We start from the raw sequence: 21798 nt of genomic DNA, 5'->3' as shown, positions 1-21798 counted from the left end.
CCTCAGTCCTCCAATGTCTCCGCGATTTCCTTGGCCTTCCGAATGTCCTTACTCTGGGTCCGCTTGTCGCCGCCGCAGAGCAGGATAACGACGACCTTGCCGCGCCGAGTGTAATAAACCCGGTATCCCGGTCCGTGATCGATGCGAAGCTCGCTCACTGCGCCTCCGACCGATTTAGAGTCCCCGAAGTTTCCAGCGGCAACCCGTGCGATCCGCCGAACAATCTGCAAGCGGGCGCGCTGATCGTTCAGCGCGGCAAGCCAGTTGGTGAAGTCAGGCGTTTCGCGAACGTCGGATCATGCAGTGATTGTAATCTATAGATTACATCTATAGATTACAATTGTGCAACCGAAGATGTGATCTATAGGTTACAATCCCACTATGCCTTTTCCCGGCTAGGCCCATGATGTGCTCGTCGGCGCTAGGGAACGCTACTCGCTGACCGAGTACATTGAAGACCGTATCCGGGCGGTTGGAGCGATCGACGATCCCGACAAGACACGCGACAAGAAGCAACGGTGACGCTCGGAAGTCCCGGGCAGTGAGGCTACGATTTCGGCGCGAGTTCCCGGCCCAGACTGCGGACCCGATGCCCGTTTTGGGCCTGGTCCGACATGCATCCATGCCCGGCTTGGGGAGCAACGCGGACGCAATCAAGTTCGGAGATGGTAACCCATTGATCCGGCTTGCATCGGCTCCTTTGCATGGGGTTGTTTTCGACATTTTTGATCAGGCGGTCCCGAAGGGCAGCAGAATGTCGACAATCGCCCGCACTCGGCGGTTCAGGAAGGGGAATGGTGGACGCACAAGGGATCGAACCTTGGACCTCTCCCGTGTGAACCACAATCCGTAGATCCAGGCTGACCACGCACAGCCACAGTTTTGTCGAAATAATTCGTTTTATTGCAGTATCTTATGGCCGCTTTAGCCTCAGTAGACCATAAGCGGCCATACTGCATTTTGTGTGCCCCTGTTGTGCCCGCCGCAGATTTCCCCTTGGGGCACAACAATGAGGGAAGATCTGAGGTCTGGTCTCTCGATTCTTCCTTTTGGGGCACATTGTGAGGGAAGCTCTGAGAGCTTGCCCCGATTGGGCGCGATTGCCCCTCGCAGGGGCACACCGGGGCACAGAGGTGGGGAATGGATCATGACGGAGCCGACCAACCAGCTGACACTCACCGATGCGGTGATCCGCAACGCCGTGCTGCCGCCCGGCAAAGCTCAGCATTATCTCCACGACGACAAACTGCCTGGCCTTGCCCTGCGCATGCGCGTCACCGGGGGCCGAACGTGGGTTTACCTCTTCACCAAGCCGGGAATAAGAGGGACGCAACGCAAGACCCTCGGCCCATGGCCCAAGTATAATGAGAAGGCTGCGCGCAAGGCCGCCACCATCGCCGCCGGCGAGGTGGTCAAGGGCATGGACCCCAACGACGCCAAACGCGAAGCGAGGCGGCAACAGGCAGCCGAAAAGCAGCGCACCATCCTGGCAGACCTCGTCGTCGACGATGGTCCCTACCAGACGTCCTTGACCGGACGTCAGGTCGTCAACTGGAAGCCAGCCATGTCGGCGTTGCGGCGCGGGCTCAAGGAGCACGCTGAGAGCGGCGTGGGGGACCTGACGCGGCGGCAAATCATGGCGGCGGTCGACCGCGTCGCCAAAACCGGCAAGCGGGGCGCGGCCAAGGACCTGCGCAAGCACACCCACACGTTCCTCGAATGGTGCGTTGGCGAGGGCTATGTCAACCACAATGTGCTGGCTGGCTATCGTGAGCCCAAGGAAACCCGCGCGCAAAGGGTCGCACGCCGAACGAAGGGCCGTGCACTGACCGATGAAGAAATCATCAAGGTCTGGCACGCATCCGGCAAGCTCGGCACCTTTGGGCTCCTGACGAGGGTGTGCCTACTCGGTGGCCCGCGCCGGAGCGAACCCACCCTGATCGAATGGCAGAAGCACATTATGGATGATCGCATCACCTTCGATGCGGCTTGGACCAAGATGGGCTTGCACCACGATGTACCGCGCACACACCTCGTTGATGAGGTGCTCGCGGCCGCGAAACATTTTCAGCGCGCCACGTCCGACTTCGTCTTCCCGTCACCGAAGACCGGTGGCCAGATGTCGGGCTTCACCAAGATGGTCAATCGGTTGATCAAAGAGGCGGGTGTTGCAAAATTCACCATGCATGACTTAAGGCGCAGTTTGCGCACCATCATGTCGCGCTGCGGCTACGACAACGAGATCCAGCGGCTGTGTGTCGGGCAAAAGCCGAGCGGAATCGATCAGGTCTACAATCACGACGAACAGTGGATCATCCGAAAAATGGCATTCGAAGCGGCCCATGATTACATCGCGGAGCTGGTCGGCGCGATGCGGGTCGGCAAAGTCGTGCGCCTGCAAAGAACGAATCCGCTCGATCCGATCAAGGCTGAACTGCTGGGTCGTCTCCGCGAGCATTATGCGGCTGAGACGGCTTAGTAGCTTTGTCTGATTTGGCCAGATAGTCCCGCACGGCATCGACCCGATAGAGCGGGCGGCCGTCGACGTAGCGCCATTTCAGGGTGTGGTTCGGATCGCGTCGCCACTGTTCCAGCGCCCCGGGTGTGCGCCGGATGACCGCGGCCGTTTCCAACGCCGTCAAATTGGAGCCGCCCGGCAGCGTATCGATATCGAACGTCGCGGGGGGCGGCATGCCACGACTCTTGCGACGGCGCTTCGGGCTACTCGGCGCTTTGCTGGAATCTGGCGATCCAAATACCTCGTTCCGATTCTGGTCGTCGTTCATGCGCTCCGGACCAATGATCGGTCTGACGCAATAAGATCGTAGGCTGATCCAGCAAGAAAGAAATCAACTGCGAGGGTATGGCTGCTGGATGGCTGTGGCGTACAAATAGGACGAACCGGTTCAATTGGCCTACGAAGCGCTCGGGGGCGCAAATTGCATTCATTCCGACCTTCGGCCTCATAACCTGAAGGTCATAGGTTCAAATCCTATCCCCGCAACCAAGCTAAATGTTTGATTTCAAACTGAAAAAGCCCGCCTCTGGCGGGCTTTTTCATGTTTTGCAGGTGCTTCCCACGTGTTACCAGTAATTGCGCCGTTCTCCCTTTATTATCAATTGGTTACAAGGCATTCTTTCGACCGGTTACCCTGGCTTACAATTTTCTACATGGCACATGATTGGCACATGAAATCGAAGTGGCCATTTGCCTTTGCAACGAAAACTTGCAGAATGAAATTATTCGCATAATAGCTTCATTCATGGCGTTGCCCTCATGCTTGATAAGTCGGCCTATTATCACGGCGCCGCTGTCATCCCGATTCTCGAAGATGCGCGTTGCCAGTCAATCCGCAAGCTCGGCTCGCTCGGATATCTCCTAAATGATGAGAGCTTTCTCTTCATTAAGTACACAACCAAAGAGAGATCGCCGTGGCGCTTCACGTTCGACCAGGAGGACGTAGAGCGGTCGATCGGCATGGCCACCAAGTATCGACGGCTTGTCTTCGGCCTAGTGTGCGGCAGCGACGGCGTCTGTGCGATTGATTGGGATCAAGGTCGCGACCTACTCGGAAGCAAGCCCGGCTGGATCGCCGCATCCCGCAAGCATAACCACAGTTATACGGTTTGGGGGACAGGCGGCGAGCTAAAGCGAAAGGTATCGCTCGGAAAATGGCCAGCGTTGGCCTTTGGCGTCGAAGCGGACGAGAGCGCGAATGCCGCATAACGCCGCCGCTCCCATTCACCATCGAGAAATCATCCGTGATGGGCAGCATACGACGGAGGCGTTGAGCGCGCTCGCCAACGAGATCTCCGATCCCACTTCTCTTCACGTCATTGCGGAACGAGCTGCGAGCATTCTTGGATACGCGATCGATCCCGTATCCGGTAATGAGGAGCCCAGCTATGGGCTTCTCTACGGCCTCATTCAAAGCGGCAAGACCAGCGTCATCGCTATTACGACCGCGATGGCCGTCGATAACGGCTTCAAATGCATCATTATCCTGACGTCCGACCTAAACCCGCTTTATACGCAAACCCTCCGCAGAATTCGAAGCCAGCTGCGCGGATTAAAGGTATTTGGGAAGTCGGAATGGGACGGCCCCGCTTTCGAGCGGCAACTGCGAACGTCGCCTTTCGTCGTTGTCTGTTCAAAGAATTCGGATCACTTGTCCAGCCTGATCGAGGCGTTTCGAAAGATCGGGGCGGCGAACGGTGCGCGCGGGCTTCCCGCGTTAATCATTGACGACGAGGCGGATCAAGCAAGCCTAAATACACATACCCAAAAGAATGCCACGAAGAGCACGAACGAGATCAGCACGATCAATAAGTTGATCTCCGATTTCAGGAGCTTCTTCAGAACAAACACTTACTTGCAAGTTACAGCGACTCCGCAGGCGCTCTTTTTGCAGACCCCGGATCATAATTACCGCCCTTCATTCACCGTGCTCAGCAACCCCGGGCCAGGTTATGTCGGAGGTGAAGCGTTCTTCGAGGATGATTCAAAGCTTCTCGTGCCCGTCGACATCGATGAAGTCGATGAACTCAAATCAGGACACCAACCTAATCCGACGCACCGCATTCCAGCCGGAATACGCGAGGCGCTCCTGACCTTCTTCGTTGCCGCTGGCGCAAAGAACATCCAATTTCCGCAAGAGAATTTCTCATTTCTCTGCCATATCAGCCATACGAAGATCGATCATCGGCATATCGTCGAATTATTTGAGCGGTTTCGGGAGGACACAGTCAACACTCTCGCCGAACCGGGAAAATCTCCATACACGAAACTCCACCACGATCTCACCGAAGCCTACCGTAACCTGGCTGAAACCGAACCTGGCCTTCCTCCGTTCGACGCCGTTTTGCAGAAGATTGCTTTTCTTCTGCCTGCGGCGAGCATCAAGGAAATCAATTCCAACTCGAACGAAGAAATCGTTCCCGATCATCCTTACAGCATTTTTGTGGGCGGCAATAAGCTCGGTCGTGGTGTAACGATCCCGAACCTTATTACCAGTTACTACGGCAGAAACCCAAAACGACCCAATTCCGATACAGTGCTACAGCATGCGCGCATGTACGGCTATCGGCAGAAGCACATCGGTGCTACCCGACTATTCTTGCCGGAAAAGCTCGCCGAGCATTTTCGTATCATTCACCAGATGGAGACGGCGCTTCGTGCGCTTATCGAACGCCATCCACAAGGCGAGTTCGAAGGCATCTGCTTGGCTTCACCTCTGCAAGCAACACGACGCAATGTGCTAGACCCGAATGCCATCGGCGTCTATGTGGCCGGGGGATGGGTGAACCCGCGCTATCCACTTCGTACGGCCGCTACAGCGGAGGCCACACAATGGCTTGACGCCAAGCTCTCCAGCTACAATGGAACCAAGCCTTATTACGTGACGGATGTGCCGTCTGTCATTGAGCTGATTCAGAAATGTGAATCTGATCCCGAGCTTGGAGCGGAGCTTTGGAACGGGAAGACGATTGGTGCCGCGCTCGAAAAGATGGAAGTGCTGAAGGGCGCTAAGGCATACATTCGTGTCAGCCGCGATCGTGAATTGGAAGCCCCTCGTCGAGAGACGCAAGGTTTCTATAGCGGCGGAGAGGACACTGAGGTGCCAACCGACGCCGTAACGCTGTTCATGTACCGATTAAAGAAAAGTGCCAAAGGTGAAGCCGTATGGCTGCCCCAGGTGCGCTTTCCCGACGGAAATTACGCCATCGCCTTCAGCTTTGAATAGCGAACGCCGGCATACCCGCATTAAGCGTCGGTCCGGTCGAGCCGGAAGTAGCGTGTCTCGCCCGTACCCTTGGTAAATCTGGCTGCGTCGAATTTCGTCGGGCGCACGTACCAGCATTGCGTGATTTTGCAGACCGAAGAGACCGCAGCGGACGCAACTGCCTCCATTTTCGAGCCGGTAAGTCCGATCTCAAAATTGAAGCCTTGGCGCACATACCACTTGTTGAAGCCTCTGAGCATAAATGCGGTAGCCTTTTCCAGATCATCCGAATTGATATAAGTTACCTCCGAACTGGCGCTATCCGTAGCCGCAATCTCGGCGATTTGCTTGGCGACCCGATTGCGAGGCGTGGTTCCTTCTGGCGCAACCACCTCAAGACGGTCGATCACGTGATTGTCGATCAATGAAAGAAGGCGCTCGTGCTTTGGAGATGCGAACGCGAACAGCACATTGCGCCGTGTCTCGTCGGCGTCCGCCTGAAGCAGTGGCAGACATTCGTACGGTCCAATCTCGCCCGTCAAAATGCCGGAAAGCGTATCGAAGAACTTCTGCCGGTTATGCTGTTCTTCGGCCTTGAGCAAGGCTTTCATGTCTCGATCAGTCGGGTAGTAGCTCTTCGCTTGCGTATGAGCTACTAAAACGGTGCCCGATTTCTGTAAGCCATCGCGGACAGCGTGAAATATGACGGGCTTTGCCAATCCCGTTACATCGATTAGGGCGGGCTGATTTGTGAGCGGCAATCCGTCCGCAATCGCAGTGCGATATGGAATCACGTCGATCTCGGTGCCCCAACTCTTGAGGCTGTCCAAAATCTCTTTCGATCGGCCCGCATCCTCGTACTGAATAGCAATAACTCTAGTCGGCGGTAGCGCCTTTGTCAGGGCGCGCACTGACGCGAGGGTGCGGTCCTCAAAGCCAAGGCCGATGACAATCTGTGCCGGCCTCACCGCGGCGATCCCAGAGCCGTTGAGCGTCTTGACATTGATGCTTTGCGTCGGAAGGCGTGTGAGGTCCGGCGACGGCTCTTCCGGAGCTTTTGGCTGTTCGGGCTGTGGCGGTGGCAGGCTTTCAAAGAGGTCCATTGTGACCTTGGCAGCAGGCGCCGCGACTGTTGGCTCTATAGCCGGCTCCTCCGGTTCCGCGTCGTCCTCTTCCGCCAGCGGCCCCCCAAGGTTTCTCATCAGGATTTCTTTTCCGGCCGCCGGATTTGCGAGCCATTCCTCCAGGTTCGCTCCGGACAACTCAAACCGATCTCTTTCGGCAAGGCCAATGAAATTGGTGAGCCCGTAAATGCGCCTAAAGGTCAGCTTGAATTGGAGAATTGGATCGGAATCCTTCGTCTTGGTTCGCGGGCTTCCGCCCGTGAATACAAACACGCCAGCGTCGATTAGATCACGAAGCTGGGCCATCTGCTTGCCCGTGTCGCCTGTAGTCACGCGCACATAGATCGACGAGTATTGCCGCAGTCGGCGCGCCGTCTTTCCATTCTTCTTGGCGTCCTTGAAAGACTTAAGCAGCAACTCGTACGAAGCTTCCGCGAACGACCGAGCTACATCCTTCAGTTCGCTCCTACGCCGGTTGAGATCGTAGAGACGATGCGAGCAGTGATCCTGAAAGCAGTCGCACTGGACTTGCGCCGGTACGGGAATTCGACCGTTTGCCGCTTTGATGATCCGTTCATAAAGGCTGATAACGTCGCCGATGTCGCCAACACATACATGGGCGAGCGCGGTGATGCCGCGATAGACTTCTTTGCGTTTGCTTGAAGTGGAGGCGCTTTCGGCAATTTCTCGCGCGATCGTTTCCATGTTTTCGTCGCCAAGCAATTGCGACGGCGTCGCACGCGGATGTGCCGAGAAGTGTTCGGCGCGTTGCTCCAGAATTCGTTCGACGAACTGCTTTCCCTGCGGTCCCTTTATCTTGTCATACACTTCGGAGCCGAGGTCGAATACGGAATAATCGCGGCCCTCCCGGGCCGGGAAATTCTCTCCGGGTGTTTTGAGCTCCAGCTCCATTGTTTGCACTTCGGATGTGATTTTGAATGCGCAAACAGGATGCTGGAATAGCAACGCCGAAAGCAGCTCCCGGATCGGGCCACCTTTGAGGTAGCGGGTTGAGACATCATCAAGCAAGAACAGTACACGGCCAGCCATCCAGTGTGGGGAACACACCCGCAATGCTCTCCGCCAGATGAATAAACGCATCGCTCGGGTTAATCTGCAAGCGCAAGCTGTTGCCCGGCTGGCTGTGCTGCACGAGTGCCTTTCGCAGGCGGGCGTCGAAATCATCGAGATCGATGGCATCTGATAGCTCGCCGGAATTGGTCAGGATATCGGTCAACGCCCTGCCAATAACCTTATGGGAATGCTCATTGACGCCCGCTGTGCGAATGTCGCGCAAGTGCATGATCGAACGGACCGCCTCGACGGCATACGCTAGTATTAGCCGCGCAAACGGATCGGCGTTTGTCGTTTGCCCGGGGTCGCGTCGGTCGATAAGCCTTTGAGCCGAGACGAACAGGCCGATGTATCCATCGCTGCTGACACGCCCAATGACAGTGTCGGCAGTTTCGCCGCGCGCCTGCGAAGCGCGCGCATGAAACTGAAGTGCGCGCAGCAGCATTGTCTTGCCACAGCCGCGCATGCCGGTGATGATTTGCGGACCTGGCGTGCTGATCTGCTTCAGCCATGTGCCCTCCGGATCGATCAGGAGAGCCGGCACGTGCCATGGTTCAAGAGTCAGCGCGTTGTATGCCGAACCGAAACTCGTCAAAGCCAGCGGCTGCCGCCACGACCGCCATGAATGGCGCGGTATCATCTCATACGCGAGCCGAACTTGTCGGATGAGATCTTGCGCAGATGGAAAACGCGTATTCTCTGCCGGTGCGGCCAGGACTTGGAAAATGTCTTGCAAGGTGCTCGCCAACCGAAAATCATGATCAGACACCTGATCCGGGCTGGCCAACAATCGCGCGCTCAACCGCGCAATGTGCTCAGCAATTCGGCTGATATCACCTTCGCGTTGCTTGGCAGGATCGCTCTTGGTTTGTACCGCGGCGGAGCCGAGATCGATGGCGACCGCCCGAATGGATGGGTCTACAGCGTCGGCGCGAAAGCTGTCCTTCTTAAGTCGCTCGACGATGATGTTGCCGGCATGCAGATCATTGTGAAACACCTTCTTGCGCTCTAGCTCTTCGCGCAAGCGCAAAAGATCAATGGCCATCTGCGCCGCTATGGCTGCCGTGACCTTCTGCTCGCCATCGAAGTAGTCGGTGAGAAGAAGGCCGTCGATAAAATTAAGCTCCGCGACGCAACATTGGAGCGACTGGTCGCCGAATTGAACCTGCTCGTCAGGAAGCATGTCGCGGATTCCAACGAGGTGCTCGGTTCCCTCCGCTATATCGCGGTGCAAAAGGCATTCTTCCTCGAAATCCTTCCCGGGAAAGAACTCATAGAATGCTTTCGGCGTAACCTTCAGAACGGATTTGTTGCGCAGCCCCGTTTTGCGCTCGGCTACGTATGTCGCCGCATAAAAGCCTCGTCCCAAAGGCCGCAGAATCTTGAACGGGCCAATTTCTGCGGGAGCGTTGCTCAGCGGAAAGCCGAAGGGGCGACCGCAGCTCGGGCACGGATCGGTTATCTCATTGTCGTTATAAGTAGCTGCGGGACAAAAGAAGCAACAATAGCTAGGCACGGACAAACTCCTCCAGACCGACAGCGTAGTCCATCAGCTCGACGACACGGAAGCATTTCATCAGGGGGGGCGCGCAGCTAGGCCAGAGGCCTTGCGTCGCGCGAACTGACGCCAGTATTTCTCCGTTCCTAACGAAGCTGCCGGGCCTTTTGCGAAGAATCAGGCCGAGGTTATCCGGGAATGGCTCTTCATTGGCAGGCGCGTTCGCGGTTACAAACGCCGAACGCAATCCGGCAAGGTCAAGCGAGAAAAAGCCGCTTTGTTGTGCGGCGATCTCTGTCCGTGGCGCTCGCGCAATTGCTTCTGCCTTGCCAAGGAAGCCATCCTCAGTGCCACCTTGCGCGGCGATGTTCTCGAAGAACGGCTTCCCGATTTCTTTCACAAGCGACCCCCGAGCTGGATGCAGAGCGCTGACGTGTGCTGCGAGTAGCAGGCAGCGATCGGCATGATCGAGAAGCCATTGGTCTTGGCTACCGTCGATCAGCTTGCTAAGGGCTAACAGTGCTTCCCCCCGCCCGATGTATGGTTGGTAGGGTGTGCGTGCATCGGTCAATCCTGCGACGGCGCTAATTCCCACTGCCTTCGCAGCTAAACAGAATGATTTGGCCGTCTGTCTGGCTGAGGCGAAGTCACCGCCAAAATTCCCATGAGGTGCGACCCGCACATCAAGGCCCGCGGACTTGACGCCGCACGCAATCTTTTTCGCAAGGATACTGGCCACGGCCAAAGGAGGCACGTCTTGCGCGCCCGATTTCTGGCGATAACGGAAGAGCGTGGCATCCAGCGGCGCGAAATCGGGGCCGGCGAGAAAGTGCGCATAGCCGCATCGGTCTAAAGCAGCCCGCGCTGCGGCTGCATCCAGGTCGGCCTTATATCCGGGGACTTGAGCAAGCACATCAATCCCTCCCGCCGGCCGGCCTGGCACGCCGAGCTTCGGGACTTGGAAGCCGAGGTTGCGCAAGTATAGCGGGCACAGCAACGTCGAAAGTGATGATGGAGCCCCGGTCGAAGCGACATCCGCGGTGGCGATATCATCGGGAAAAGTCAGAGTGTTTCCGCTGCGCGCCAGCACCTCCGCAAGTCGGCCGATCTCATCGACTCCCCACGAATCTCCGATCGCTGAGGCGACAACCGATGCCATCGCCGCTTCTGACGGATTTCGCGCAAGATCTTCGATCAAATCTAACGAGCGCATCTACCGGTACCCACTTCCTCTATAACGCCAGCGTTAACGCCGACAGGTAGCCTAGCCGGGGCGGAGAACGCGGGCCACGCGGCGAACGACATTCTCCGGGGTCCGCAGCTCGTGCTGCCAAAATCTCAATAGTGTCCAACCTTGCTTCTTCAAAGTCTTGTTTACCAACAGGTCGCGTTGACGATTTCGTTTCAGCTTTTGTTGCCAAAAATCCTGATTTGTCTGCGGCATTGATCCGTGGCGCGGACAGCCATGCCAAAAACAACCGTCGACAAAAACTGCGATCTTCTCCTTTGGAAACACAAAATCAGGCTTTCCAAAAATCCGTGACCGCCGCCGCCATCCTCGAATTCGGTTGGCGCGGAATATTGCGATAAGACGTAGCTCGGTCGCCTTGTTCCCGCTCCCTCTTACGCGGGACATGATCTCTGAGCGCTTGCGGGCGGAAAAAACGTCTGCCATCTGCTTCTGTCTTAGCCGCGCAGCCTAAAGTTCTGTGAATTCTCAACCCCTGAGAGATCGGCGGGCCGCGCGGCGGGACTTCGCTTTTGCGTTTGCTAAGCTCTTGGCGATTTCGCCGGCATGGCGACGAATGAAAGTCGGCGGAAGCGCGTTGCCGATCATCAGCGCGATAGATTCCTTGCTCCTGTCGGCCGGAAAGCGGTATCGGCGCGGAAATGACTGAAGGATGGCCGCCTCGCGCAGCGTGATGGCGCGGTTCTCAGCCGGATGGAGAAACCGGCCCTTCGAAGGATTGAAGCACCCGCCCGTGATCGTGGGTGCGGGCTCATGCCATGCCATGCGCCCGTATATGTCGTTGAATCCATCTGTTCGCTTGTGACAGGCAAGTTGTCGCGATCTCGGGAGATCGGTTCGACTGCCGCCGTCTTTCGGAATTGCGCGGATCAAGTTCAAGACTTTCTCACTCCGGTTCTCCGGCAGATTTTGCAGCTTGTCACGGCTGTGACCGGGAGACTTCAAATCGCCTATCGCCTTCCAAACCGTCTTGATGTTGTCAGATTCCTTGGCAAGCGGGACATCGAAGCGGCGTCCGGCGACCAAGATCAATCGCTTACGTCGTTGCGGCACGCCATAATAGCGAGCGTCCTTGATGTCCCATTCGACCCGGTAACCGAGCTTTCGGAGATCGCGGCAGAGTTTCTTGAACGACCAATGCTGCGCAAGTCCTGGCACGTTTTCCATCATGATCGCTTTGGGCTGGAACGCGCGAGCAAAGCGCATCATCTCAGTGATGAGACCGTTCCTCTTATCGCGTTTTTGCGTCGCGCCGTTTCGCGTGCGCAAGGAGGAGAAGCCCTGGCAAGGCGGGCAGCCGGCCAAGAGATCGAGCTCGCCAACCGCAAGCTTCAAACGCTTACGAAGCGACGCGGCCTTCACCGCGAGAATGTCGTCGTGACACACGGCGACACCGGGATGGTTCGCCTTGTATGTCTGGACAGCCAAGGCGTCTTTTTCGATGGCGGCGAGGACTTTAAAGCCCGCCAGCTTCAACCCCAGCGTGAGTCCCCCGCATCCGGAAAACAAATCTATCGCAGTGTACTTGGATTTCATTCACAGAACGCAATTCGCCCGAGCCCGGCCGGAACAGCCGCGGCCGTATCTTTGACGAATCACGGACTCTCCCTCAAGCCTGTTGAAGGCGAGCGCATAAGCCGTTGAATTATCAATTGATTTTAGTGCCGCTGTTATGCGGCGTCGCTTGCGGTCACAGGAATTTAGCTTACGGTCTCAAAAACGGGTGATTCCTTGAGCCGACCAGCTCTGGGTGCATAGTTCTTGGGAAATAGAGTGGCCAGCGCCATTTGTGACAATGACATATCACGTCGAGACTAGTTTATGCCAAACACGAGCCCGATCTGGGACATTTTCATTTCGCACGCATCTGAGGATAAGGACGGCTTTGTGCGGCCGCTCGCGCATGCCCTGCAAGGCGTCGGTGTGAAAGTTTGGTACGATGAGTTGTCATTAAAGCTCGGCGATTCACTATCGCGGTCCATCGATAAAGGACTGGCACAGTCTCGGTATGGGGTGGTGATCCTCAGCGCAGCGTTCATGCGCAAAGCTTGGCCTGAATACGAACTGCGTGGTCTTGTCGCCCGTGAAATCGGTGGACATAGCGTCATTCTTCCAATTTGGTTTGGTGTCGATCACGAGGACGTACTCGCCTTCAGTCCGCCCCTCGCCGATAAAGTCGCGGTCAAGACAGGTGACGTGGGGTCAGCCGAAGAAATTGCCCTTCAAATCTTGTCGGTCGTACGCCCCGACATTTACGCGAAGATCGACAGAACCACGTTCAAGCACCAGCTAGGCGAAGCTGACTTGGCGGCGCTTCAAGAAGAGTTGGACGCGGCGCGACAGGAATTGGCCGAATATCGCTGTCCCTCCTGCGGCTCCGACATTGTGGAGCAGCAAGATGTCCCGCTGGATTTGGAGCAAAAGCATTCTGGTTTGCTGCGTAGCTTCGAATGCGGCTTTGTCGAACTAGATGGTGGGACCCAGCGACCATGCCCAAATGATCCTCGGTTCCCAAAATTCGAGGAATACGACGTCCAGTGTCACGAAGATACTTCAGAGAAGCTGACCATGTTTCGCTGGACTTGCCATGCGTTCCCCAAAACCATTATGGCGCGGGCAGTTCGGCTAGATAGTTTTCCTGGGCCGACAGAAGGGGAAGCACGAGCAAGGTTGCAAGAGCAGTATCACCGGCTCGCACGAAAGCGCTAGAAGAGTGTCGCTCGCCGGAGGCACTCGCGCAAAGGGCTCGCCTTCGGCGCCGCTATCGCTGCCCGTTGCGCGGGTGCCTTGTTAACCGGTCTCGCGACTGCACTCGCTTTCGGGTCCCGCCGTCATTTCATGCCGGCGTCGCTATCACTGCCCCTCAACGGGTGCCATCTTTCCCGCCTCCGCTCCGCTTCGGCCAGGGCGCTCAGCTCGGCCGGTATCCTCGGAATGTTTGGTACGTCTGTGTACTCCAGCGCAGGCGCGGATGGCGCTTCAGCGAAGCTTGATCGAACGATCATGGCGGCTGAAATGGAGAGCGCACCATGCAAAACCTTGTCAGACAATCCCAGGATTGGCGTATTAGGTCCTTCCCCGAGCTTCTCGATGACGTAAGCCATCGTGCCGAACATCAGGGTTTCGAGTTGTTGTCCCTCGACCACCGGTAAGCAGCGGTCGTTGTCTTCCCTCATCCATCGTTGGTAGACGTTTTCAGCCATGAGAAAGGGCGAATTAGAGCGAGATTTGTTGAGTTGAATCAACCTTCGCGTGTACACCTAGGGAATGGTTGCAGCAAGCGGATTGCATGCCAATGAGCATATTTGACGACATCACCCGGGAGAATGATCAGCCGCGTCAGGAAGGCGAGCCCCTCTTTTCCTACCTCAACAAGAGTAGCCGTCCCGAAGCCCAGCGAGTGCGCGATTTAGTCGATGAATGGATATCGGAATACCCGGAATCTCATCGTGAAGGCCTCATCGCTCGGTTGCGTTCCGACATTGATGACCATCATCAGAGTGCGTTTTTCGAGCTGTTCCTTCACAAATTCCTTCGTGCTCGGGGCTGTAAGATCATCGAAATCGAGCCTAAGCTTCAACACACGAATAAATCTCCTGACTTTCTTGTTGAGGCGCCGACAGGTGAACGCTTCTATCTCGAAGGCGTCTTGGCCTCCGGCCGCTCGAACCAAGAGACGGCGGCATACGCGCGGCTCAATACGGCCCTTGCCGCCATCGACAATGTACCATCGCCCAACAATTTTCTCTCGCTCACGACAGAGGGGCTCCCAACCGCTCCCCTTTCACTGAAGAAGCTGAAGCGCGGTGTGCAGCCGTGGATTGCTGGATTGCCCGCGGGTGCAGCCGCCAAAAATGCCCCTGCATTCAGCTACGAAGAACATGGGTGCCGTATAGAGCTGCGGGCGCTTCCGCGAAGCAAGCCCGAGGAAGGCGCCCGAGCCGTCGGCAGGAGAAACTTCCCCATTACCCAGATAACGCCGCATCAGGAAATTCGCCCAGGCCTCAAAAAGAAGGCGTCTCGTTATGGCGAGCTTGATCTTCCTTACGTTGTCGCGATCGATTGCTTGTCGATGTATCACCGCGAAGAGGGTGTGATTGATGCGCTATTAGGCGAGCCATATGTCGCAATCACAAAACTTCCCGACGGCTCGTTGAAGGAGGAGCACCTACGGAGGCCGGACGGCATTTGGTACGGGCCACCCAACGGCCAGCCTCAAAACACACGCATGAGCGGCGTGCTCGCATTCTTCCGAATTGACGCTTGGAACTTTGTCACCAAGAACGGGATTCTCATCCCCAATCCATGGGCCGGAAAGCCCGTGCCGGCCCTCAATCTGGGAACGGCCGAGCTGACGCTAGTAAATGGCACATATGAGCGGGTCGAGGGATCGCCCGTTGGACAACTGTTAGACATGCCGGCGAACTGGCCTGAAGAATAGTTGTCAATTTTCAGGGAGAGACCAGCCGTTTACGCCGAAGTGCTTTTCGATGATGTTGACGAGGGCTTTCTCAAAGACTGAGTTCGATTTGAGCATGCCGACCAATTCGAGCGCAGCTTTCCGCTGATCGGAACCGTAGAGCGCGAGCGCACCCATGAGGGCCGCTTCCGCAGACAATGGTCTAACGAGGGCGCCCCCAAAATTGTCTGCCTTGCCCAGGACGCGTAGAATGCCATCCACGCCGGTATCGACCGCGTCGCTGAGGGGCTGTTCCGGTCGAAAGGCATTTGCCGCTTTTAGCTGGCTGTCCACCGAATGCAGCGAGTTTCCGAGCAGGAAGGCCAAGACCCGCCCGCCGATGCGATAGGTTGGCGCGTTTCGGTCTTTGCAGCCTGATTGGTAGAGGCGGCACCGATCGGGGCGATGCCGAATGAATGAAAATCCTGTGCAGTCGGCCAATTCAAGGTCGCTATCGACCATGAATTCCGAAGTGTAGTCGCCATTCCAGTACCAACGACCACCCTGCCTAACGACCGGACCTTTATCGGTACGAGGGTCGTAAGGAGTGACGTGACGGGAATTTGAGAGATCGCGGTTGGTTACGAGCAAGCGATAGGCATGGGGCGAGTATTTTATTGCCTCGACCCAGTAGAGTTGCCGACCCCTTATGATGTCGCGCCATGAAAACGAAAACTGGACATTGCCATAGATCGACCCCGGGCCCCAGGTGTTGGCAGACACCCACGCCACGCATGTCCGTGATTTATTAAGTCGGCTCTCGTCGTAGATCAATCCAGCGCGTATCCGGTCATCCTCAAGGATACGTCGCGCACCGGGGACATGCACCACATGGTGGACCGTTTTCAGCTCGTGATACGCACGTGCAGTCGCGCTGGTCGGCAGCGTTAGGCGGTAGGGTGTCCATTCAGGCATCGGGCTAAGTGCTTCAATTGAGGCTTACCAGCCTAGCGCGTTGCCCCCCGACCGCGCCATCTCCGGATGTTCAACGCCATCCTACATGGCACATAACTGGCACATGACGCCAAAACGGCGCGAAATTTAATTTCTTGCCCTTCCGTAAGTATAAGATTATACAAGCGTTTCTCATTGGCGCGGGATAGAGCAGCCCGGTAGCTCGTCAGGCTCATAACCTGAAGGTCTTAGGTTCAAATCCTATCCCCGCAACCAACGCTCCCCTAGATTCTAGGGGTTTAGCCGCCCTCTCGGAAATCCTGAGCAGGGCGGCGAGTTGGCCGTAAATTTCGATCCTCACGGGCTTGTACCGGCCCCGTGGATGGACGACGACTTTCTCAACAATCTCCCGAATAGCTTCGTTGGCCGCCAAGCGGCTGTCCTCGTCTGACTCGGACAGGGCCTTCTTAAGGTTCTGGATCTTGTCGCGGTACGCGTTCGCCGCATTGGGGTGGAATTCCACGGCGGGCGGGACAACATCGGCTATGGCCGCCTCAATCTCATCGCGCTCAGCCTCCAGGGCGGCCAAGCGCTCGCGCAAGGCGCGGCTGGGGGCCTCACCCAAGAGCGCGTCGACGGCTTTGGAGATCGTTCCGTTGACGTTGCCCAGCCGCTTTTCGAGGTCGCGGCGCCGATGAGCGGTCGAGCTGTGCAGTTCGCGCGACATCCGGTGATACTCGCGGACGTACTCGGCAATCAGTTCGGGCGACGCCAAGTTCTCCTCGATGCCTTTCAGGACCAGCGCCTCGATAGCCTCGCGTGCCACGGTGCGCCGGTTTTCGCAAAGGCCGGTCGCCGCAGGCCTTGCGCAGCTCATCGAGCAGCGCACGTTGGCGCGGATGGACGACGGGGATCTCCCGCGCGCGGCCGCCCTTGCACCAACTGGATTGCATCGCCAGGCGATCTCCTTTGTCGGCCTGGTTCACGCGGAATTTCAAGCTCTCTTCCAGCCGCATGCCGAACGCCATCTGCAGGCGCAGCGCGAGCTGCACACGATAGGGCAGGGCGGCAAGCTTGTCGGTGGAGGTGGTGTGGGCACGATTGCCGTTGAAGGCCGAACGCCGCTCAATGCCGGCGCTGTCGTTGTCGCGCGGCACGACGCCTGGCTTGCGGACTCTTCCAGCCCACCAGCGCAGCCAGCCCATGCGGTTCTTCATGGTGCCGACCGAAAGTCCCGACGATCGCCAATGGCCGACGAGCGCCTCAACATGGCGCGGCTTCAGTGACGACGCGGCAGGGAGCTTGAGGCCGAGCGCGCGGAGGTCGCGTGCCATCAGCTGCAAGCCCCGGTGCCGTTGGCTGCGCGTGAGATACGACCCGACACCATCGCTCAGGGTGATGGTTTTCAGGTCGTATGCGAGCGCGTCCATCGTCGTTGCCTTCGTTAGTGCATGTTGTTTTTTGCGAGAATCGGGATTGAACGAAGCCGCTGCCGCGGCGTAGGGGGCAAGGTGGCATAGATCGCCTCCTGGCTGAGAGGATGTGGGTGTTGGAGCCCACCCCCTCAGACAGGAGTATCGAGATGGCCGATTTGAGCCCTCTTCGCCGCCGCATGATCGAAGACATGACCGTCCGCAATCTGTCGCCGGCGACGCAAAGATCCTACGTCAGCGCGGTTTCGAAGTTCAGCCGCTATTTTGGCCGATCGCCTGACCGGTTAGAGCTGGAAGACGTCCGCGCCTTCCAGGTGCATTTGGTCTCGACCGGCATCTCATGGCCGGCGCTGAACCAGATCGTCTGTGCGCTACGGTTTTTCTACGGCGTCACGCTCGGCGAGGCGCTCATCCCAGAGCGCATTCCCTATGCGCGAGAACCGCGCAAGCTGCCGGTCGTTCTCAGCGCCGACGAAGTGGTTCAGTTTCTTGAAGCGGTATCGAGCCTGAAGAGCCGCGCCGCGCTCACCACCGCCTATGCGGCCGGGCTCAGGGACTCGGAGGTTGCGGGACTGCGGATCGAAGACATCGACAGCGCCCGCGGCGTCATCCAGGTGCGCCACGGCAAGGGCGCGAAGGATCGCAACGTGATGCTGTCGCCCCAGCTGCTGGGCATCCTGCGCACCTACTGGCGGCTCGCCCGGCCGCGGCTTTATCTGTTCCCTGGTCGTGACGAAGATCATCCGATCGATCAGACCGTGCTGCATGCCGCCTGCCGGTCGGCGGTGAAGGCTGCGGGCCTGACCAAGCGCGTCACGCTGCACACGCTGCGCCACAGCTTCGCGACACATCTTCTCGAGAACGGAACCGATATCCGGATCATCCAGGTCTTGCTCGGGCACAATAATTTGTCGTCGACAGCGCGCTACACGCAGGTCGCCACCGATACGATCCGAGCGACGCAGAGCCCGCTCGATCGCCTGTCGCTGGAGGTGACGCCACCTGGATGACCCGCAGCGGGATGCGGGTCATGACCCGCTCCGACATCCGCTCCAACAGGCCCGCCATCGAGATTGCCGATATTCTGCGCCGGCATGGCGACGCCTATCGCCGTGTACATGCCGGTCATCTGGGGCGGGTCGAGCGGCGCGTGATGAGCGCGATCGTTGCGTGCCGGACCGAGGCGCTCGGCGGCCACATGGAGGCTTGCGACGACTGCGGCACGACACGCGTTGCCTATAATTCCTGCCGCAATCGGCACTGTCCGAAGTGTCAGGGGAGAGCCCGAGCCGCGTGGCTCGCCGCGCGTCAAGCCGACCTGCTTCCGGTTCCCTATTTCCACGTCGTCTTTACACTTCCCGCACCGATCGCCGCGATCGCTTTCCAGAACAAGGCCGTCGTCTATGCCATCCTGTTCAAGGCTGCCGCCGAGGCGATGACGACGCTCGCCGCCAATCCACGCCGGCTCGGCGGTGCGATCGGCGGCGTCGCCGTCCTCCACACCTGGGGACAGACGCTGATGCATCATCCCCACGTCCATTGCGTCGTTCCGGGTGGCGGCCTCTCGCCCGATGGCGCGCGCTGGACCGCTTGCCGACCGAACTTCTTCCTGGCCGTCAAACCGTTGTCCAGACTATTTCGCACACTTTTTCTCAAACGTCTGTCGGCAGCCTTCAACTCCGGTGCCTTGCGTTTCTTCGGCGATCTCGGAGCTCTGGCCGAGCCGGCTGCCTTTGCGGCCCACCTCGACGCCATGCGACGCATCAACTGGGTTGTTTACGCCAAGCGGCCCTTCGGCGGACCCGCACAGGTCCTGGCCTATCTCGGCCGCTACACCCATCGCGTCGCGATCGCCAACAGCCGGCTCGTCGCACTCGACGACGATCATGTCGCCTTCTCATGGAAGGACTATCGCCAAAACAGCGCGACAAAGATCATGAATCTCAAGCCCGATGAGTTCATTCGCCGTTTCCTGCTTCATACGCTGCCTGACGGCTTCCACCGCATCCGCCACTTCGGCTTCATGGCCAACCGCCATCGCGCTGCCAAGCTCGCCCTTTGCCGCGAACTTCTCGATCATGAGCGAACAGCCCCAAACGATGGCCAGCCGTCGCCTGTGGATTCGGAGGCTCAAACCTGGGCCGAGGTTCCTGCCTGTCCCGATTGTGGTGGCGTCATGCGCATCATTGAGCGCTTTCGACATAGCTTCAGACGCCCCAGCCCTCGAACATCACCGTTCCGATGCGACACATCGTGAGCCAAGTCATGTCGTGCACGACGATCATCATTCGTCATTTCGCTCCCAGCGTCTCGATCATCGCGGACGATGTCGAATCCGTGCTGTCACACTGCGCGACAACAACCGTCCGATGCAGCAAAAGGCCTATCGCGATCTCAGGCGAAGCGCGTCTGATCTCAACTCTTCCAGGATGCGCACTCCTGTGTCTCTGCCTCACGCGCCGAGCCAGCAGATCGGGCATGGCGATCTCGAACAATCCCCATAGCTGCAAAACCGCGAATAGCCTCCCGCGCCTTCGTTCAATCCGGCTTCAATGAGGTCGCGTCATAAGCGCCTGCCGCGCCCTCGCGTGAGCGCGACCTCACAGAACCCTCCAGATTCCCAGAAGGGACAATTTCTGATTCAAACTCCATGCTGGAACGGGGCCAGCATGGATGACGCGACCCTATTCGGAAGATCTTCGTGAACTCGCTCTGGCGCGGGCTGACGCGGGCGAGACCGTTCGTTCGATTGCAGAAGCGCTTCAGATCAGTCCTTCCTGTGTGACGAAGTGGAAGAATCTGCGGCGGGAGACCGGAGGCGTTTCTCCCGGCAAGATCGGCGGTCACAAGAAGCCGGTTCTGTCCGGCACCAATGCCGACTGGCTGCGCAAACGCATTCGCTCCGGCCCATTCACTTTGCGGAAGCTGACGCAGGAACTGGCTGCGCGCGGCATCAAGACCGACGTGCGGGCAGTGTGGACGTTCGTCCATGCCGAAGGGCTGAGCTTCAAAAAAAACGATCCTGCCGGCCGAACAAGATCGCCCCGATATCGCGCGTAAACGGACGCGCTGGAAGACCCATCAGGGCAGGATCGACGCTTCGCGCCTGGTCTTTATCGACGAGACCTGGATCAAAACCAACATGGCGCCGCTGCGAGGCTGGGGACCGAGTGGGCAACGTCTCCAGGCGTCTGCGCCTTTCGGCCATTGGAAGACCATGACCTTCATCGCGGCGCTGCGCCACGACCGGATCAGCGCGCCATGGGTCATCGACGGCCCCATCAATGGCGAGCTCTTCACCCTCTATGTCGAGCAGGTGCTGGCGCCGACCCTCGCAAAGGGTGAACTCGTCATTCTCGACAATCTCGGCAGTCACAAGGGCAAGGCGGCGCGCAACGCCATCCGCGCCACAGGAGCCCATCTGCTTTTCCTGCCGCCCTATAGCCCCGACCTCAATCCGATCGAGCAGGTCTTCGCCAAGCTCAAACACCTGATGCGAGCCGCGCAGCCGCGTGATGTCGAAGCGACTTGGCGCAAGGTCGGCGAACTCCTCGACGTCTTCTCCAAGGAGGAGTGCGCCAACTATCTCAAAAATTCAGGGTACGTTTCCGTATAAACACATCATGCTCTAGTGTTTATGACCGCCGCGAAAGCCTTGGCATGACGCGGCCCGCCTGACTGGCGGAATGGTCGTTCCAATGCGGCGAGCGACGCCGCGTTGTCTCGTTCTGGTCTGTGATCGGTTCGCTACCGGGAATGCGGCCAGCTCCTTCCATGCTGTGCGTCGGCATTGCCGAGTTGTTGCGTTTCCTTGTCATTACTTGCCTCGTATCGGCGTGCCGCCGGCATTGCCCGTGGGGTTGCACTGGCGGCGGGATGGCTGGGGCAAACCCAGCTCGGGTTCGTCGTGTGGACATCATCTTGCTCCTTTGAAACGGTTGTGACCTGTCGGCCGGGGATGGTTCGTCTTGTCGTACGGCCTGGCGAATATCTTCTGGCACTCGCCGGCACTCGGCCATTGCAGAGCCCGTGCCTATTCAGCCGACGTGCGGAATGATTGTGCAACCGTGGAGGGAAGTTGTCCGACAATCTTAGCGCCGTGCGTGCGGCGCGCGCCCTCACTACTGGTCTTTGACTGTAGTGAGGGCGCTTGCAGCGCGAGTGCCGGCGCGCCGGCATCGGGGAGGGGGCTCCCCGAGCCCTTCCCATGGCCGCTTAGGGTTGCACCACCCAGCGGCCAGCGGAGGCCTCGCGCGGGCCTCCACACCGCGCGCGGCCGGGGACACCCCGGCGCCCCGCACTGCGTCCCGTCGTGGAATCGTGAAATCGTGGACACGATAGCCG

The 21798-nt window shown here is 58.2% G+C and carries 17 protein-coding genes, 1 tRNA gene and 1 pseudogene; 9 read left to right on the top strand and 10 right to left on the bottom strand.

Going from position 1 to position 21798, the window contains the following annotated elements:
* Positions 1–2: 2 nt before the first annotated feature.
* The gene (locus tag ACVW1C_RS11470) at positions 3–230 is read right to left on the bottom strand and encodes a type II toxin-antitoxin system RelE/ParE family toxin (RefSeq protein ID WP_456758499.1); all 228 of its coding nucleotides are present in this window, start codon (positions 228–230) and stop codon (positions 3–5) included.
* Between the two features lie 917 nt (positions 231–1147).
* Here ACVW1C_RS11470 and ACVW1C_RS11465 point away from each other — a divergent pair.
* Positions 1148–2479 carry a tyrosine-type recombinase/integrase gene (locus ACVW1C_RS11465; protein ID WP_456730803.1) on the top strand — a complete coding sequence of 444 codons (1332 nt, stop codon included), beginning with the start codon at positions 1148–1150 and terminating at the stop codon, positions 2477–2479.
* On the opposite strand, the gene ACVW1C_RS11460 is transcribed toward ACVW1C_RS11465, so the two are convergent.
* Positions 2424–2786, bottom strand: a complete 363-nt coding sequence (locus tag ACVW1C_RS11460; RefSeq protein ID WP_456758498.1) for a hypothetical protein — start codon at positions 2784–2786, stop codon at positions 2424–2426. The two genes, ACVW1C_RS11465 and ACVW1C_RS11460, sit on opposite strands and share 56 nt — an antisense overlap.
* 491 nt (positions 2787–3277) lie before the next feature.
* On the opposite strand from ACVW1C_RS11460, the gene ACVW1C_RS11455 reads away from it, so the two are divergent.
* Entirely contained in the window at positions 3278–3727 is a 450-nt protein-coding gene (locus ACVW1C_RS11455) for a hypothetical protein (RefSeq protein WP_456758497.1), read from the top strand.
* A complete protein-coding gene (locus tag ACVW1C_RS11450) occupies positions 3717–5744 on the top strand; it encodes a Z1 domain-containing protein (RefSeq protein WP_456758496.1) in 2028 nt (675 codons plus the stop codon). Before ACVW1C_RS11455 ends, ACVW1C_RS11450 begins: the two co-directional genes overlap by 11 nt.
* 20 nt (positions 5745–5764) lie before the next feature.
* On the opposite strand, the gene ACVW1C_RS11445 is transcribed toward ACVW1C_RS11450, so the two are convergent.
* The 5 genes from ACVW1C_RS11445 to ACVW1C_RS11425 form a co-directional block, all read right to left on the bottom strand.
* Positions 5765–7876, bottom strand: coding sequence for a hypothetical protein (locus ACVW1C_RS11445; protein WP_456758495.1), 2112 nt, complete (start codon positions 7874–7876; stop codon positions 5765–5767).
* Positions 7869–9437 carry an ORC-CDC6 family AAA ATPase gene (locus tag ACVW1C_RS11440; protein WP_456758494.1) on the bottom strand — a complete coding sequence of 523 codons (1569 nt, stop codon included), beginning with the start codon at positions 9435–9437 and terminating at the stop codon, positions 7869–7871. The genes ACVW1C_RS11445 and ACVW1C_RS11440 overlap by 8 nt, the downstream gene beginning before the upstream one ends.
* On the bottom strand, positions 9430–10632 hold the full coding sequence (locus ACVW1C_RS11435) for a hypothetical protein (protein ID WP_456758493.1): 1203 nt from the start codon (positions 10630–10632) through the stop codon (positions 9430–9432). The genes ACVW1C_RS11440 and ACVW1C_RS11435 overlap by 8 nt, the downstream gene beginning before the upstream one ends.
* A 51-nt stretch (positions 10633–10683) precedes the next feature.
* On the bottom strand, positions 10684–11055 hold the full coding sequence (locus tag ACVW1C_RS11430; protein ID WP_456763053.1) for a very short patch repair endonuclease: 372 nt from the start codon (positions 11053–11055) through the stop codon (positions 10684–10686).
* 81 nt (positions 11056–11136) lie between these two features.
* Positions 11137–12204, bottom strand: coding sequence for a DNA cytosine methyltransferase (locus tag ACVW1C_RS11425; RefSeq protein ID WP_456758492.1), 1068 nt, complete (start codon positions 12202–12204; stop codon positions 11137–11139).
* Between the two features lie 285 nt (positions 12205–12489).
* On the opposite strand from ACVW1C_RS11425, the gene ACVW1C_RS11420 reads away from it, so the two are divergent.
* Positions 12490–13377 carry a toll/interleukin-1 receptor domain-containing protein gene (locus ACVW1C_RS11420; protein WP_456758491.1) on the top strand — a complete coding sequence of 296 codons (888 nt, stop codon included), beginning with the start codon at positions 12490–12492 and terminating at the stop codon, positions 13375–13377.
* Between the two features lie 122 nt (positions 13378–13499).
* On the opposite strand, the gene ACVW1C_RS11415 is transcribed toward ACVW1C_RS11420, so the two are convergent.
* Complete coding sequence (locus ACVW1C_RS11415; protein ID WP_456758490.1) at positions 13500–13871, bottom strand: hypothetical protein; 372 nt, start codon at positions 13869–13871, stop codon at positions 13500–13502.
* 92 nt (positions 13872–13963) lie between these two features.
* On the opposite strand from ACVW1C_RS11415, the gene ACVW1C_RS11410 reads away from it, so the two are divergent.
* Positions 13964–15109, top strand: coding sequence for a hypothetical protein (locus ACVW1C_RS11410; RefSeq protein WP_456758489.1), 1146 nt, complete (start codon positions 13964–13966; stop codon positions 15107–15109).
* 3 nt (positions 15110–15112) lie between these two features.
* Here ACVW1C_RS11410 and ACVW1C_RS11405 read toward each other — a convergent pair whose 3' ends face one another.
* On the bottom strand, positions 15113–16042 hold the full coding sequence (locus ACVW1C_RS11405; RefSeq protein ID WP_456758488.1) for a hypothetical protein: 930 nt from the start codon (positions 16040–16042) through the stop codon (positions 15113–15115).
* Between the two features lie 178 nt (positions 16043–16220).
* Between ACVW1C_RS11405 and ACVW1C_RS11400 the strand changes: the two genes are divergently transcribed.
* Positions 16221–16297 (top strand) — tRNA-Met (locus tag ACVW1C_RS11400).
* 566 nt (positions 16298–16863) lie between these two features.
* On the opposite strand, the pseudogene ACVW1C_RS11395 reads toward ACVW1C_RS11400, so the two are convergent.
* Positions 16864–17451 (bottom strand): annotated as a pseudogene (locus ACVW1C_RS11395) (phage integrase N-terminal domain-containing protein); the annotation flags it as partial.
* 152 nt (positions 17452–17603) lie between these two features.
* On the opposite strand from ACVW1C_RS11395, the gene ACVW1C_RS11390 reads away from it, so the two are divergent.
* From ACVW1C_RS11390 to ACVW1C_RS11380, 3 genes are all read left to right on the top strand, one after another.
* A complete protein-coding gene (locus tag ACVW1C_RS11390; protein ID WP_456758487.1) occupies positions 17604–18464 on the top strand; it encodes a tyrosine-type recombinase/integrase in 861 nt (286 codons plus the stop codon).
* 20 nt (positions 18465–18484) lie between these two features.
* A complete protein-coding gene (locus ACVW1C_RS11385) occupies positions 18485–19711 on the top strand; it encodes an IS91 family transposase (RefSeq protein WP_208073737.1) in 1227 nt (408 codons plus the stop codon).
* A gap of 416 nt (positions 19712–20127) precedes the next feature.
* Positions 20128–21070, top strand: a protein-coding gene (locus ACVW1C_RS11380; RefSeq protein WP_456655323.1) for an IS630 family transposase whose coding sequence is annotated in 2 segments (ribosomal slippage) — positions 20128–20463 and positions 20465–21070 — 942 coding nt in all. Because the reading frame shifts where the segments join, the coding sequence is not laid out codon by codon here.
* Positions 21071–21798 lie beyond the last annotated feature (728 nt).

This window comes from Bradyrhizobium sp. USDA 4011 (assembly GCF_054063415.1).
The sequence above is the reverse complement of the archived record's forward strand: the minus strand, read 5'-3'. Positions and strand labels throughout refer to the sequence as shown.